A 13,502-nucleotide genomic window follows, 5' to 3' on the forward strand; every position below is an offset into this window, starting at 1 on the left:
CCGGCATTAATGGCACCGCCACCGCCACCGCCACCGACACCGGCACCGGTCCCGGATCCGCCGGAGGGTCAGCGGCCGCCGAAGACGAGTCGCAGCCGCGCCGGCGCACCCGCACCCGCCGTCCCTCCGCCGCCTCCGGCGGCGAGGCCACCCCGGCGAGCTGAGCACCCCGAGGGGGCGGTGGGTCCACCCGGACCCACCGCCCCCTCGGCGTTCCCGTGCGCGGGGGGTCGGCGGGTCCGGCCTCCCGCGCGGCCCTGACGGCCCCGACGGCCCCGCAGCGGTCCGTACGACGGGCGTGGGGCGTCGGGCGCCGGGCACGCCGTAGGCTCGGGTTACCGGCGGGTCACCCCGGATGTGCGCCGCCCGTTCCCGGAGGAGTCCGCCCATGAGTACGCCGCCGTTCCTGACGCTTCCCGCCTGTGCGCGCGCCCTGCGGGTGGCCACCGGGCGCGGGGAGTTCGCCGCGCTGCGGGCGGAGCCCGCCGGGGCGGCGCGCGGCTCGGCGCTGCTGGTGCCCGGGTTCACGGGCAGCAAGGAGGACTTCATCGCCCTGCTGGAGCCGCTCGCCGCGGCCGGCTACCGGGTGACCGCCGTCGACCAGCGCGGCCAGTACGAGACCGGCGGCCCCGACGCCGAGCCGGCCGCGTACGACGTGGCGGAGCTGGGCGCGGACGTCCGGGCGCTGACGGAGGCACTGCTGCGGGAGACCCCGGCGGGCGAGGCCGGCACCCCGCTGCACCTGCTCGGGCACTCGCTGGGCGGCCAGGTGGTCCGGGAGGCCGTCCTGGGCACCCGGGGCCCGCTGCCGTGGCGTTCACTGACCCTGATGGCCACCGGGCCGGGCGCGATCGAGCCGGGCGAGGCGGCCCGCACCAAGCTGCTGATCGACGCCCTGGCCTCGATGGACCTGGAGTCGATCTGGCAGGTGATGCAGCAGATGGAGGAGGGCGGCGGCGACCGCGCGCGGCGGCCGGCCGCCGAGGTCGCGGCGTTCCTGCACCGCCGCTGGCTGGCGAACGTCCCGCTGGCGCTGGCCACCACGGGCGCGCACCTGGTCGCCGCCCCCGACCGGGTCGACGAGCTGGCCGAGCTGACCCGCCCCGGGACGCTGCCGGCACTGGTCGTCTCCGGCGAACGGGACTACGCCTGGCCGGTCCCCGAGCAGTCGGTGATGGCCGAGCGGCTGGGCGCCCACCGGGTGGTCGTCCCCGGCGCCGGCCACTCCCCCAACGCCGAGCGGCCCGCCGACACCGCGGCCGCCCTGACGGCGTTCTGGGCGCGGTCCGTGTAGGCCGCGCGGGCGTCTGCCCGAGGGGGACGCGGGTGGCCCGGCGGCGCCGGGCCACCGGGCAAAGCACGGGACAAAATTCGTTAGTTGCGGTAATATTTGATTCTGTCCGGGAATCATCGTCGGCATCCAACGCCGAAACCAGGACTTCACCGCCGGGCAACGGCCCGGAAGCGACACCGCTCCAGAGTGGCCCCCGAGGCCCCGGCAGTCCTGGCCGGCAGGGGGGAATCCGCTTGCCGCAGCAGATCGCACGACCGTCCGCCGTACGACCGTCGGCCGCCCCGCTCCCCGCGGCGGCACCGGCCACCCGCGGAACGCCGCCCGCCCGAAGGACGGCACTGACCCGCATCGCACCACTCGCGCACGCCGCACCGCACCGACCGCGACCGCCCCGCCCGACGGGGCCGGGAAAGGAGAGGCCCATGCGTTTCGAGATCCTCCGACTGGACGACGCCTCCGGCTCCGCCACCGACCGCCTGATCGCCGACGCCGACACCGTCCGCGAGCTCGTCCAGGACGCCGCCCGCACCGGCGAGCGTCTGCTCATCCGTCCGTGCCCGACCGTCTGACCCCGCGCGGCGTTCCCGACCGGGAGCCCTCGCCCGCCGCGGACGAAGCCGGGGGAGCGTGCGACCCCGACGTTCCGATACCCGACTGACGCCCCGTCATCAGCTTCACCGGTGACGGGGCGTCAGTGTGTCCGCTCCGCAACGGCGGTGTTGCGCCGCTGCCCGTACCGGCCGACGTTTGCCACCGCCCGTCGCTGGACATCCCCTACCGGGGGTCGCCCGCACCGCGCCCGCCCGCACCGGACCTCCGTACGGGTGATCGTCCTTGACGCGGCGGTCCGGAGGGAGGAGCGTTGTCGGCTATGAGGGGCGAGCCAAGCTGCCCGAGGTGCGCCGGTCGGGTCCGCGCCCCCGGTCTGTTCTCAGACACCTGGCAGTGTGACCGGCACGGAGCCGTGCACCCGATGCAGCCCGTGCTGCCCCCCAGCATCGAGGCGCTGGGCGTCGCGGTGGCCCGTTCGCAGGTCCCCGTCTGGCTGCCGTGGCCGCTACCGGTCGGCTGGCTCTACACCGGGATCGCGCACGTCGGTGACGACGTCTCCGGCGCCCGCGCCACCGCCGTGGCCTGCGCGGGGCCCGCGCCGCTCGGCGGGTTCGGCGAGCTGGTGCTGGTCGCGGAGGAGCTGGGGGTCGGCCTCGGCGCCCGGTACGCGGGCCTGTCCGGCCCGGATCCGGGCGAGTCGGTGGCGCTGTACAAGCCCGCCGACGCCAAGCTGATGGCGGCCGGCCGGCCCACCCCGATGTTCCACGTCCCGGACGCCCCGGCGGACCGCGCGGTCTTCGTCGGCGAGGCGCGCGGGCTGTGGCTGTGGGCGGTGGCCTGGCCGGAGCAGTCGGCGCTGGTGATGTACGACGAGCTGGTGCTCACCGATCTGCGCGAGGCCGGCGCCGAGCTGGACCTGCTGCCGTGCGGGGCGCTCTCCCCCCGGTTGCTGGGCTGACCCGTCGGGCTGACCCGCCCGGCGCCCCGGCACTATCCTGGGCCGCGTCCAGCTGACGCCCATCCCGGGAGGCCGCCCCCGTGCGCATCGACCTGCACGCCCACAGCAACGCCTCCGACGGCACCGACAGCCCGGCCGCGCTGGTCGCGGCGGCGGTGGAGGCGGGATTGGACGTGGTGGCGCTCACCGACCACGACACGGTGGCCGGCCACACCGAGGCCGCCGAGGCGGTGCACGCGCTGCCCTCCGGGAGCAGGCTGACGCTGGTTCCGGGCGCCGAACTCTCCTGCGTGGTGGGGGACGTCAGCCTGCACATGCTGGCCTACCTGTTCGACCCGGAGGAGCCGGCGTTCGCACGGGAGCGGGACGAGGTGCGGGGCGACCGGTTCCGGCGCGGGCGCAAGATCGTCGAGCGCTGCCGCGAGCTGGGCGCGGACATCAGCTGGGAGCAGGTCCAGCGGATCGCCGGGGCGGGTTCGGTGGGCCGTCCGCACATCGCGAGCGCCCTGGTCGAGGCCGGCGTGGTGGCCACCGTCTCGGACGCCTTCACCGCCGACTGGCTGGCCAACGGCGGGCGGGCGGACGTCCGCAAGCACGAGACCGATCCCGTCGAGGCGGTCCGGCTGGTCCGGGCGGCCGGCGGGGTGCCGGTGTTCGCGCACCCGGGCGCGGTCAAGCGCGGACGGACCGTCTCCGACCAGGTGATCGCCGACCTCGCCGAGGCCGGACTGGCCGCGCTGGAGGTCGACCACATGGACCACGACGAGGACACCCGGGTACGGCTGCGCGGGCTCGCCGGTGAGCTGGGCCTGCTGGTGACCGGCTCCAGCGACTACCACGGCACCCGCAAGACCGTCCGGCTCGGCGAGCACACCACCGACCCCGAGGTGTACGAGGCCCTGGTGGCCCAGGCCCGGGGCGCGAAGCCGATCGGCGGCTGAGCGCGGCCGGGGCGCCCGCTCCGGCGCCCGGGGCGAAGGGCGCCGGCGGGCCGCGCCGTTCGAGCCCCTGACGCCCCGACGCCGTGACGCACCGGACCGCGCCGTGACGCACCGGGCCGGGCCGTGACGCACCGGGCCGGGCCGGCCCGGTGAGCGTCCGCGCTCAGTCCAGCGGCACCCCGCGCCGCCGGGGGTCGCGCAGGTCGGTGCCGCGCTCCAGCCAGCGCTCCTGCAGTGCCGCCGCGCCGTGCACCCGCTTCCAGCCGGCCTCGTTGGGCGTCATCGGCAGCAGCGGCAGGAACCGCACCGGGTCGGCCGGCTCGTCCAGCTCCAGGTCCGCGACCAGCCCGCCCGGCTCGGCCGCCAGCACCGAGGTGAAGGGCGCCCCCTCCCAGAGCGGGGCCCCGAGGTCCAGCGAGCCGCCGGGGGCCACCACCAAGCCCTCCACCTGCGGCGTCGCGGCGAAGGTGGCGAGGGTGCGCAGCACGCTGTCCTGGCCCCCACGGACCGTCAGGACCAGTTCGACGCGCGGACCGCGGACCTGGTCGGCCACCGGCGAGGTCGGGTCGGCCATCGGCGCGCCGGACATGCCGAGGGTGGCGTAGCGCACCAGGCCGTCCGCGTCCGGGCCGAAGCGCAGCACCTCGACGCGGTCCGCGCCGAGGAAGGTGACCGCGGCGCGCCCGCTGGGCTCGCCGAAGGTGGTGAGCAGCCGGGCCTCGACGGCGGCCAGCACCGCCTCCCGGCTCAGGGCCGCGGAGGGGCCGTCGGACGGGTCGCCGAAGAGGGGGAAGTCGTGCGCCATGCCGGTGAGCGTAACCCGCCCGCCCTGCCCGGGCGGTGGACCCCCCGGCGGAGAACCGCACGCAAGTGTTAGTGTGAGCGACTGGCCACCGGGGATGTCTCTACCCCCGGGGCAGCGGCGCGAAGGAGGTGGTTGCGGTGGATACCAGCCGACCATGCAGTACCGGCAGCTCTACCCGGCCCGGACGCCCTTCGCGTACCCCTCGCGTAGCGGCCTGAAACGACTTCAGCACCCGTTTCCGGCGGCATTCACCGAGTGATCCCGTGTGCGTCGGCCTTCCCGGCCGGGAGAGCACCCTTCCCGGCGTCCGGTCGTTCCGCTCGCGTGCCCCAGCAAGGCCGAGGAACGTCCGTGCGCGCCGGCATCCATCGGTGTTCCATGCCGTCGCACCACGGCCATCCGTCACCGCGCCGCCGTGCGGCGGCTCCTGCCCAAGGGAGCCTGCCATGTCGATGATCAACACCCTGCGCGCCGCCGTCCGCACCAACCGCCGTCGCTCCGCGGCCCGCCTGTACGACTCCATCCACCCGGGCGAGACCGCCTCGGCGGTGGTCGACTGCGCCGTCTACCAGGACGGCAAGCGCCACGGGGAGAGCTGCAGCCCGCGTGAGGCGGCGCGCCGGGTGAGGGCCTCGCAGCAGCTGCCGGACGGCGCCGGATCGTTCAGCTGGATCGGGCTGCACGAGCCCACCGAGGCCGAGTTCGAGGGCATCGCCCAGCGCTTCGGGCTGCACCCGCTGGCGGTCGAGGACGCCGTCCACGCGCACCAGCGGCCCAAGGTCGAGCGCTACGACGACGTGCTGTTCGCGGTGTTCAAGACGATCCGCTACGTCGAGCACGACCAGCTCACCCCGACCAGCGAGGTGGTCGAGACCGGTGAGCTGATGGTCTTCGTCGGCAAGGACTTCGTGATCACCGTCCGGCACGGCGGGCACAGCTCGCTCCAGGAGCTGCGGCACCGGCTGGAGGCCGACGCGGACGGCAGCGGGCTGCTCGCCAAGGGCCCCTCGGCGGTGCTGCACGCCATCGCCGACCAGGTGGTGGACAACTACCTGCTGGTCGCCGACCGGCTGCAGACCGACGTGGACGAGATCGAGTTCGACGTCTTCTCCAACAAGGGCGGGCGGGGCACCGACGTCGGCCGGGTGTACCAGCTCAAGCGCGAGGTGCTGGAGTTCAAGCGGGCGGTGGCGCCGTTGCTGCGGCCGATGCAGCAGCTGTCGGAGCCGCTGCAGCGGCTGGTGGACCCGGACATCCAGAAGTACTTCCGGGACGTCGCGGACCACCTGGCCCGGGTCACCGAGCAGGTGCACGGCTTCGACGAGCTGCTGAACTCGCTGCTCCAGGCCAACCTGGCGCAGGTCTCGGTGGCCCAGAACGAGGACATGCGCAAGATCACCGCCTGGGCGGCGATCTTCGCGGTCTCCACGATGATCACCGGTGTCTACGGCATGAACTTCGACAACATGCCCGAGCTGCACTCCCGGTACGGCTATCCGATCGCGCTCGCCAGCATCGCGGTGATCTGCGTCGGCATGTACCGGGGCTTCCGTCGCAACGGCTGGCTCTGATCCCGCGCGGCCGGGCCCTCAGCGCCGGCCGCCCCGGGCGACCAGGACCAGCCCCAGCAGGATCAGCACCACCGCCGGGTACGCCGCCACCGGCGGCCACTGGCCCAGCCAGAGCGCCGCGATCAGGGCGGCCCCCGGGGTCTCCAGCAGGATCGCGGTGGAGGTGAGGGAGGGCCCGAGGGTGCGCACCACCCGGTTGCTGAGCGAGTGCCCCAGCAGCTGGGCGGTGACCATCAGCAGCGCGATCTGCCACCACACCCCGGCCGGCCAGCCCGCCAGCGGGGCCCCGGCGGCCAGGCAGATCGCCAGCAGCACCACCGCCGTGGTGGCGTAGCAGACCAGCGTGTACGCGGTGGTGCTGACCGACTTGCGGACCTCCGCGCCGAGCAGCATGTAGCCGGCCGCGGCGAGGCCGGCGCCGAGCGCCAGCGCGTCGCCGAGCAGCGCGCGCGGGGACAGCGCCAGGTCCACACCGGTGAGCACCAGCACGCCGGCGAAGGCGACGCACATCCCGGTCCAGACCTGCCGCGGCGCCCGGACGCCGTACAGCCGCATCAGCAGGATCGTCCACAGCGGGGTGGTGGTGACCAGCGCGGTCGCCGAGGCCACCGAGGTCATCCGCAGGCTGGGCATCCAGAGGGCGAAGTGCACGCCCAGCAGCACGCCGGCCGCCACCGCCAGCAGCAGCGCCCGCCGGCCGATGCCGCGCAGCTCGGCCCGGTGGCGCAGCAGCGCGTACGGGCCGAGGACGCCGACCGACATGACGTTGCGCCAGAAGGCGATGGCCAGGGCGGGCGCGGCGGTGGCGCTGATCAGCGGGCCGGAGAGGGAGATCCCGGTGATCGAGACGGCCAGCAGCGCCAGATCGACCTTGGGGAGTCCGGGGCGCGTCCCGCCGGCCGTCACTTCGGAGGCGGACGCGGCTCCGGGGGCGGACGCGGGGGCGGCGGCTGCGGTCTCGGGCCGGGCGGCGGGCACGACGCTCCTCGAGGTTCGGCGGGATGTGCGCTCCTACGGTAAGGCCCGTGATGGTGGAACGGGACTGTCGACCGTCAGATGGGACGGGTCTTGGGTGCCCAAGGCCCGTCCTCGAACCCCCGGTGTCCGCCCGGAGGGCGGGCCGGGCGGCTCCCCCAGCCATCGGCGACCGACGACAACGCGGCGTGGGGGCACCTCCCGGCCGAAGGCTGGGGGAGTGCGTGCCCTGGGGGTACCTCCCAGCCGTCAGGCTGGGGGAGCGTCGGCCGGCAGGCGGGGGTTCGAGGACGGGCCCGAGGCCGTACGCTGTGCGCCATGGACCGTACGACTGCCGCCGCGACCGCCGACGACTTCCTCGACCGGGCCCTGCTGGAGGAGGCCGCGAAGAAGTCCGGACTGCTCTGGGTGTGCGCCGACGGCCAGGAGTCCGCCCGGGCGCTCTGGCACGCGTGGTACGACGGCGCGGTGGTCGTGGTCGGCGACGGCGCCGAGCAGCCGCTGCACGGGCTGCGGGCCGGCGCGGGCGCGCGGATCACCGTCCGCAGCAAGGACAAGGGCGGCCGGCTGACCGGCTGGACGGCCCGGGTGACCGAGCTGGAGCCGCACGGCGAGGCCTGGCTCGGCGCGGTCGAGGAGCTCAAGGGCAAGCGGCTGAACGCGCCCGACACCGACACCATCGCCGACCGCTGGGCCCGCGAGTGCCGGGTGCTGCGGCTGGAGCCGGCCGGTCCGCTCACCGAGCAGCCCGGCGCGATGCCCGACGCCTCGCACGCCGCCGCCCCGATGCCGACCCCGGCCACCACCCGCCGGCCGATCCCGGCGGGGCTGCCCAAGCTGCTCTTCAAGCGCTCCCGGGGCTGACGCGCGCTCCCCGCGGTACGGCCCCGGCCCTGACGCACGCTCCGCCGCGCGACCGCCGGGCCTGACGCGCCCCGCGCGGACACCCCGGCTCGGCGGGCCCGCCCCTGTCCGCGCGGGTAGCCTTGGCCGCGGTGTCCGGATCGCGCCGTTCCGGTTCACCACCGTCCGGGCGGCGCGCGAGCGAGGGGGTCCAGTGGCAGGGGCAGGCAGCCGGGTCTTCATCTCCCACCTCTCCGGCGTCGCCGTCTTCGACCCGAACGGCGACCAGGTCGGCCGGGTCCGCGACGTCGTGGTGACCCTGCGGATCGGCGGACGCCCGCCCCGGGTGCTCGGCCTGGTGGTCGAGGTGGTCGGCCGTCGCCGGATCTTCCTCCCGATGACCCGGGTGACCAGCCTGGAGTCCGGCCAGGTGCTCACCACCGGTGTCATCAACATGCGCCGCTTCGAGCAGCGCCCCTCCGAGACCCTCGTCATCGCCGAACTGCTGGACCGCACCGTCACCCGCGCCAAGACCGGCGAGGAGGTCACCGTGCTGGACGTCGCCATGGTGCAGAGCCGGGTCCGCGAGTGGGAGATCAGCAAGGTCTTCGTCCAGGTCGGCCGGGTCGGCCGGCTGCGCAAGGCCAAGGGCGAGACGCTCACCCTGGACTGGAAGGACGTCACCGGCTTCGCCCTGCGCGAGGAGGACCAGGGCGCCGCCAACCTGCTCGCCACCTTCGAGCAGCTGCGCCCCGCCGACCTCGCCAACGTCATGCACCACCTGTCCGCCAAGCGCCGCGCCGAGGTCGCCGCCGCCCTGGACGACGAACGCCTCGCGGACGTCCTGGAGGAGCTGCCCGAGGACGACCAGGTCGAGATCATCGGCAAGCTGAAGGACGAGCGCGCCGCCGACGTCCTGGAGGCCATGGACCCCGACGACGCCGCCGACCTGCTCTCCGAACTGCCCGGCGACGAGGCCGAGCGGCTGCTCCAGCTGATGGAGCCGGACGAGGCGGCGCCGGTGCGCCGCCTGCTGTCGTACGAGGAGAACACCGCCGGCGGTCTGATGACCACCGAGCCGATCGTCCTGGAACCCGACGCCAGCGTCGCCGAGGCACTGGCCCGGGTCCGGATCGCCGACAACAAGCCGGCCCTCGCCGCCCAGGTCTACGTCTGCCGGCCGCCCAGCGAGACACCCACCGGCAAGTACCTGGGCACCGTGCACTTCCAGCGGCTGCTGCGCGAGCCCCCGTACACCCTGGTCGGCTCGCTGGTGGACGACGACCTCGACCCGCTGCCGCCGGACACCCCGCTCTCCCTGATCACCAGCTACCTGGCGGCCTACAACATGGTCGCCGCTCCCGTGGTCGACGAGGCCGACCACCTGCTCGGCGCGGTCACCGTCGACGACGTGCTCGACCACCTGCTGCCCGAGGACTGGCGCGAGGAGGCCCTGCACGGCCTGGACGAGGACAGGGAGATGGCCGGTGGACGCTGACCGCAAGGGACGCCGCGACGGCCGGCAGGACCGCCGCCCCGACCCCCGCCGGCGCCAGCGTCTCCAGGGCGAGCTGCGCCAGCTGCGGCAGCTGCGCGAGCTCCGGGCCCGCGAGGGCGGCCGCGCCCAGCGCACCGAGACCTCCTCGGGCGGCTCCGCCCGCGCCCGGCTCGACCAGCCGCGCACCGCCCGCCCCGGCCTGATCACCCTGCCCACCTACGACCCCGAGGCCTTCGGCCAGCTCTCCGAGAGGATCGCCCGCTTCCTGGGCACCGGCCGGTTCATCGTCTGGATGTCGGTGGTGGTCGTGGTCTGGGTCGGCTGGAACACCCTGCTGCCGGACGCGGTCCGCTTCGACGACTACCCGTTCATCTTCCTCACCCTGATGCTCTCCCTCCAGGCCTCGTACGCCGCCCCGCTGATCCTGCTCGCGCAGAACCGCCAGGACGACCGGGACCGCGTCAACATGGAGCAGGACCGGGCCCGCAGCGACCGCAACATCGCCGACACCGAGTACCTCACCCGCGAGGTGGCCGCGCTGCGCCAGGGCCTCGGCGAGGTGGCCACCCGCGACTTCGTCCGCTCCGAGCTGCAGGCGCTGCTCAAGGAGATCGACGAACGCCGGGAGACCTCCGAGGCGCTGTGACCGGCGGCACGCTACCGGCACGTTAACGAGTTCGCCCAGCGCCGTACCATCAAGGCATGGCCAACGAGACAGAGGTCGCCGCCGGCGTCACGGAGGACTCCGTGCGCGAGGCGCTGGCGACCGTCAACGACCCGGAGATCAACCGCCCGATCACCGAGATCGGCATGGTGAAATCCGTCGAGATCGCCGAGGGCGGCGCGGTACGGGTCGCGGTCTACCTGACCGTCTCCGGCTGTCCGATGCGCGAGACCATCGTCACCCGGGTCCGCGAGGCGGTCGGGCGGGTGCCCGGCGTCAGCGGTGTCGAGGTCGAGCTCGACGTGATGAGCGACGAGCAGCGCAAGGAACTCTCCCAGCTGCTGCGCGGCGGCGCCCCCGAGCGGGAGATCCCGTTCGCCAAGCCCGGCACGCTCACCCGCGTCTACGCGGTCGCCTCCGGCAAGGGCGGCGTCGGCAAGTCCTCGGTGACGGTCAACCTGGCCGCCGCGATGGCCGCCGACGGCCTCAAGGTCGCCGTCGTGGACGCCGACATCTACGGCCACAGCGTGCCGCGCATGCTGGGCGTCGAGGGCCGGCCCACCCAGGTGCAGGACATGATCATGCCGCCGCAGGCGAACGGCGTGAAGGTCATCTCGATCGGCATGTTCACCCCCGGCAACGCCCCGGTCGTCTGGCGCGGCCCGATGCTCCACCGCGCGCTCCAGCAGTTCCTCGCCGACGTCTGGTGGGGCGACCTGGACGTGCTGCTGCTGGACCTGCCCCCGGGCACCGGCGACATCGCCATCTCGGTGGCCCAGCTGGTCCCCAACGCCGAGATCCTGATCGTCACCACCCCGCAGATGGCCGCCGCCGAGGTCGCCGAGCGGGCCGGCACCATCGCGGTGCAGACCCACCAGAAGATCGTCGGCGTGATCGAGAACATGTCCGGCATGCCCTGCCCGCACTGCGACGAGATGATCGACGTGTTCGGCACCGGCGGCGGCCAGACCGTCGCCGACGCCCTCACCCGCACCGTCGGCGCCACCGTCCCGGTGCTCGGCTCGATCCCGATCGACGTCCGCCTGCGCGAGGGCGGCGACGACGGCCGCCCGGTCGTGCTCGCCGCGCCCGACTCCCCGGCCGGTGCCGCCCTGCGTGCCGTCGCCGGCAAGCTCGGCGGCCGCCAGCGCGGCCTCTCGGGCCTCTCCCTGGGGCTCACCCCGCGCAACAAGTTCTGAACCGTCCCGCACGCGCGGGACGGACGACGGAGGGGGCCGGGGATCCGGCCCCCTCCGTCGCGCGTGCGGCCCTACCCGGGTGTGCGGCCCTACCCGGGTGTGCGGCCCTACCCGGGTGTGCGGCCCTACGGGCGGGTGTAGGCCGTGAGGTCGGGGACGCCGGCGAAGCCGGTGCCGTACGCGCTGACGCCCCGGCCGTAGGCGCCGAGCAGGACGCCCGGGGCCTCGCCGGCCAGCACCCAGCCGTACTCGGACTCGCGGTAGCGGAACGGCTGGGGCAGCCCGTTCACCGGGAGGCTCAGGGTGGACCAGCCGGGGCCGTCCAGGTCGTCGGCGAGGTCCCAGGCGAGCGCGGACTGCTGGTCCAGCCAGTCCTGGCGCAGCGCGCGGTCCAGCTGGCCCGGCCAGGTGGCCGCGAGCAGGCCGGAGCCGGCCAGCCAGGCGGCGGAGGAGGCCGAGGTGGCCTCCAGCGTGCCGGTGTTGTCGGCGCTGCGGCGCACGTCCCGGCGGGCCATCGTGACCACCACGGCGAAGCGGCGCAGGTCGCGCGGCTCGTACTGCCGGGCGGGCTCCTCGCCGTGGCCCAGGGTGCCGTAGTCGACGCTGCCGCCCTGCCCGGCGCGCGGGCCACCGGCCCCGGCCTGCATCAGGTAGCGGCGGCCGGTCCAGCCCTCGTCCAGCCCGTACCAGGGGAAGTCCGCCGACAGGTACGGCACCAGCGGGTCCGCCGGGCCGGCCTGTCCGCCGACCACGGCCCCGGTCACCGGCCCCCCGGCCGTCGCCGTCCCCACCGCTTGACTCGTCGCGTCCATCCCCGGGCCTCCTCAACGCACGTTCGCCTGCCGCGGCGAGCTCCCATGGTGGCGTACCGCGGCGCCTCCGCCGGCCGTGTTCGCTCCGTTCGGGACCGGAAAGTGACAGAAGGCACAGCGGGACAATCAGCACAATAGCGGCGCGCAGGCCACCGCCCCGCTCAGCCGGGCGGCCGGGCGGGGCGGTGGCGCGTCGTACGGGGGCCGGCCGGGCGGGGGCCGGAGGGGCCGACGGGGGCTCAGCGGGCCCGTGCGGCGGCCCTGATGGCCTCGGGTGACCTCAGGTGGCGTCGGGGTCGAACGGGGGCCGCTCACCCGTCGTCAGGGGCGCTCCGGCGGCGGCGGTGGCGGCGGCCGGGAGGCCGGACTTGTCCATGCTGACCGAACCGGCGCGGCCGTTCGCGGAGGTGACCGGCTGGTCGTCGAGGACGGACCGGATGTCCAGGCTGTCCTTGAGGTCCTTGATCTCCTTGAGGCCGAGCGGGTCCTCGCCCTCGCCCCCCATCAGCTGCTTCCTGACGAAGGTCTTGGGGTTGAGGTCCTCGAACTCGAAGTCCTTGAACTCCGGGCCCAGCTCCGAGCGGATGTCCTCCTTCGCGTTGTCGGCGAAGGAGCGCAGCTTGCGCACGAAGCCCATGGTGTCCTGGATCAGCTTGGGGAGCTTGTCCGGACCGAAGATCACAATGGCCATGATGACCAGGGTCAGGACTTCCAGTGAGCCTATGTCGCTGAACACCTAAGCTCCCTAGCTCGTCGGACAACGGTGCCTACAGCGTAATGGCCACCGGCGGGTCCGCGGCCCACAACGTGATGAAGCCGTGGTGAAGACCCGCCGATGGCGGTGACCGGTGTGACCTGCGCCGCGGCGCGCGGCCGGGGTGCCGGTGGTGGTTCAGCGTTCCTCGCGGTGCAGGGCGGCCAGGCCGGGGCGCGGCGCGTCGGCCGGCGGGCGCTCGGCCGGGGTGACCGCGGAGCGGGTCGCCGAGACCGGGCGGACCGGGAAGTCCACCGGCACCTGGGCGTTCATCGGCACGTAGCCGCCGCCGCTGCCGCCGGCCGGACGGACCGAGGTGCCGCGCTGGCCGTCACCGGCGGGCGCGGCGAAGCTGCCGACCCCGCCGAGCGTCACCGCGGCCACCGAGAAGGCACCGGCGGCGGCGAACACCAGCCGGCGTCCGCGGGCCGGGGCCGGACGGGCCATCGGGGCCGCCGCGGCGGGCTGCGGGCGGACCGGGGCGGGCTGGGCGGCGCGACGGCCCATCAGCGGGCGCAGCACCGAGCCGCCGCGTCCGAACGCCCGGGGGTCGACCCCCGGCAGCGGGGCGGGGGCGCCCCCCCCCCCCCCCCCGCCGGGGGCGCCCCCAACGGGCGCGCGGGGGGGGGGGGAAGA

General features: G+C 75.0%; 13 protein-coding genes and 1 pseudogene. 9 read left to right on the top strand and 5 right to left on the bottom strand.

Going from position 1 to position 13,502, the window contains the following annotated elements; genetic code table 11:
* Nucleotides 1-388: 388 nt before the first annotated feature.
* The 4 genes from ACWEQL_RS35515 (at nucleotide 389) to ACWEQL_RS35530 (ending at nucleotide 3,745) form a co-directional block, all read left to right on the top strand.
* On the top strand, nucleotides 389-1,294 hold the full coding sequence (locus ACWEQL_RS35515) for an alpha/beta fold hydrolase (protein WP_452154518.1): 906 nt from the start codon (nucleotides 389-391) through the stop codon (nucleotides 1,292-1,294).
* 422 nt (nucleotides 1,295-1,716) lie between these two features.
* A complete protein-coding gene (locus ACWEQL_RS35520) occupies nucleotides 1,717-1,863 on the top strand; it encodes a hypothetical protein (protein ID WP_452154520.1) in 147 nt (48 codons plus the stop codon).
* Between the two features lie 302 nt (nucleotides 1,864-2,165).
* On the top strand, nucleotides 2,166-2,804 hold the full coding sequence (locus ACWEQL_RS35525; RefSeq protein WP_452154521.1) for a DUF6758 family protein: 639 nt from the start codon (nucleotides 2,166-2,168) through the stop codon (nucleotides 2,802-2,804).
* Between the two features lie 80 nt (nucleotides 2,805-2,884).
* Entirely contained in the window at nucleotides 2,885-3,745 is an 861-nt protein-coding gene (locus ACWEQL_RS35530; RefSeq protein WP_452154523.1) for a PHP domain-containing protein, read from the top strand.
* Nucleotides 3,746-3,908: 163 nt separating this feature from the next.
* Here the strand turns inward: ACWEQL_RS35530 and ACWEQL_RS35535 are convergent, their stop codons facing one another.
* Nucleotides 3,909-4,550: a suppressor of fused domain protein gene (locus tag ACWEQL_RS35535; protein ID WP_452154525.1), complete on the bottom strand. Its 642-nt coding sequence runs from the start codon at nucleotides 4,548-4,550 to the stop codon at nucleotides 3,909-3,911.
* Between the two features lie 446 nt (nucleotides 4,551-4,996).
* Between ACWEQL_RS35535 and corA the strand changes: the two genes are divergently transcribed.
* Nucleotides 4,997-6,121, top strand: a complete 1,125-nt coding sequence (corA, locus tag ACWEQL_RS35540) for a magnesium/cobalt transporter CorA (RefSeq protein WP_452154527.1) — start codon at nucleotides 4,997-4,999, stop codon at nucleotides 6,119-6,121.
* Nucleotides 6,122-6,139: 18 nt separating this feature from the next.
* On the opposite strand, the gene ACWEQL_RS35545 is transcribed toward corA, so the two are convergent.
* Entirely contained in the window at nucleotides 6,140-7,099 is a 960-nt protein-coding gene (locus ACWEQL_RS35545) for a DMT family transporter (protein ID WP_452154528.1), read from the bottom strand.
* A gap of 315 nt (nucleotides 7,100-7,414) precedes the next feature.
* On the opposite strand from ACWEQL_RS35545, the gene ACWEQL_RS35550 reads away from it, so the two are divergent.
* The 4 genes from ACWEQL_RS35550 to ACWEQL_RS35565 all read left to right on the top strand — a co-directional run bounded on the left by ACWEQL_RS35550 (nucleotide 7,415) and on the right by ACWEQL_RS35565 (nucleotide 11,300).
* Nucleotides 7,415-7,960, top strand: coding sequence for a hypothetical protein (locus ACWEQL_RS35550; RefSeq protein ID WP_452154529.1), 546 nt, complete (start codon nucleotides 7,415-7,417; stop codon nucleotides 7,958-7,960).
* A 193-nt stretch (nucleotides 7,961-8,153) separates the two neighbouring features.
* Nucleotides 8,154-9,437 carry a magnesium transporter MgtE N-terminal domain-containing protein gene (locus ACWEQL_RS35555; RefSeq protein WP_452154530.1) on the top strand — a complete coding sequence of 428 codons (1,284 nt, stop codon included), beginning with the start codon at nucleotides 8,154-8,156 and terminating at the stop codon, nucleotides 9,435-9,437.
* Nucleotides 9,427-10,083 (top strand): DUF1003 domain-containing protein, encoded by a 657-nt coding sequence (locus ACWEQL_RS35560; RefSeq protein WP_452154532.1) that lies wholly within the window; start codon nucleotides 9,427-9,429, stop codon nucleotides 10,081-10,083. Before ACWEQL_RS35555 ends, ACWEQL_RS35560 begins: the two co-directional genes overlap by 11 nt.
* 56 nt (nucleotides 10,084-10,139) lie before the next feature.
* A complete protein-coding gene (locus ACWEQL_RS35565; protein WP_452154533.1) occupies nucleotides 10,140-11,300 on the top strand; it encodes an Mrp/NBP35 family ATP-binding protein in 1,161 nt (386 codons plus the stop codon).
* Nucleotides 11,301-11,425: 125 nt separating this feature from the next.
* Here ACWEQL_RS35565 and ACWEQL_RS35570 read toward each other — a convergent pair whose 3' ends face one another.
* The 3 genes and pseudogenes from ACWEQL_RS35570 to ACWEQL_RS35580 all read right to left on the bottom strand — a co-directional run.
* Nucleotides 11,426-12,112, bottom strand: coding sequence for a hypothetical protein (locus tag ACWEQL_RS35570; RefSeq protein ID WP_452154534.1), 687 nt, complete (start codon nucleotides 12,110-12,112; stop codon nucleotides 11,426-11,428).
* A 280-nt stretch (nucleotides 12,113-12,392) separates the two neighbouring features.
* Complete coding sequence (locus ACWEQL_RS35575; RefSeq protein WP_452154535.1) at nucleotides 12,393-12,848, bottom strand: sec-independent translocase; 456 nt, start codon at nucleotides 12,846-12,848, stop codon at nucleotides 12,393-12,395.
* 156 nt (nucleotides 12,849-13,004) lie between these two features.
* Nucleotides 13,005-13,502: pseudogene (locus ACWEQL_RS35580) on the bottom strand (hypothetical protein); the annotation flags it as partial.

It is taken from the genome of Kitasatospora sp. NPDC004240 (genome assembly GCF_053603215.1).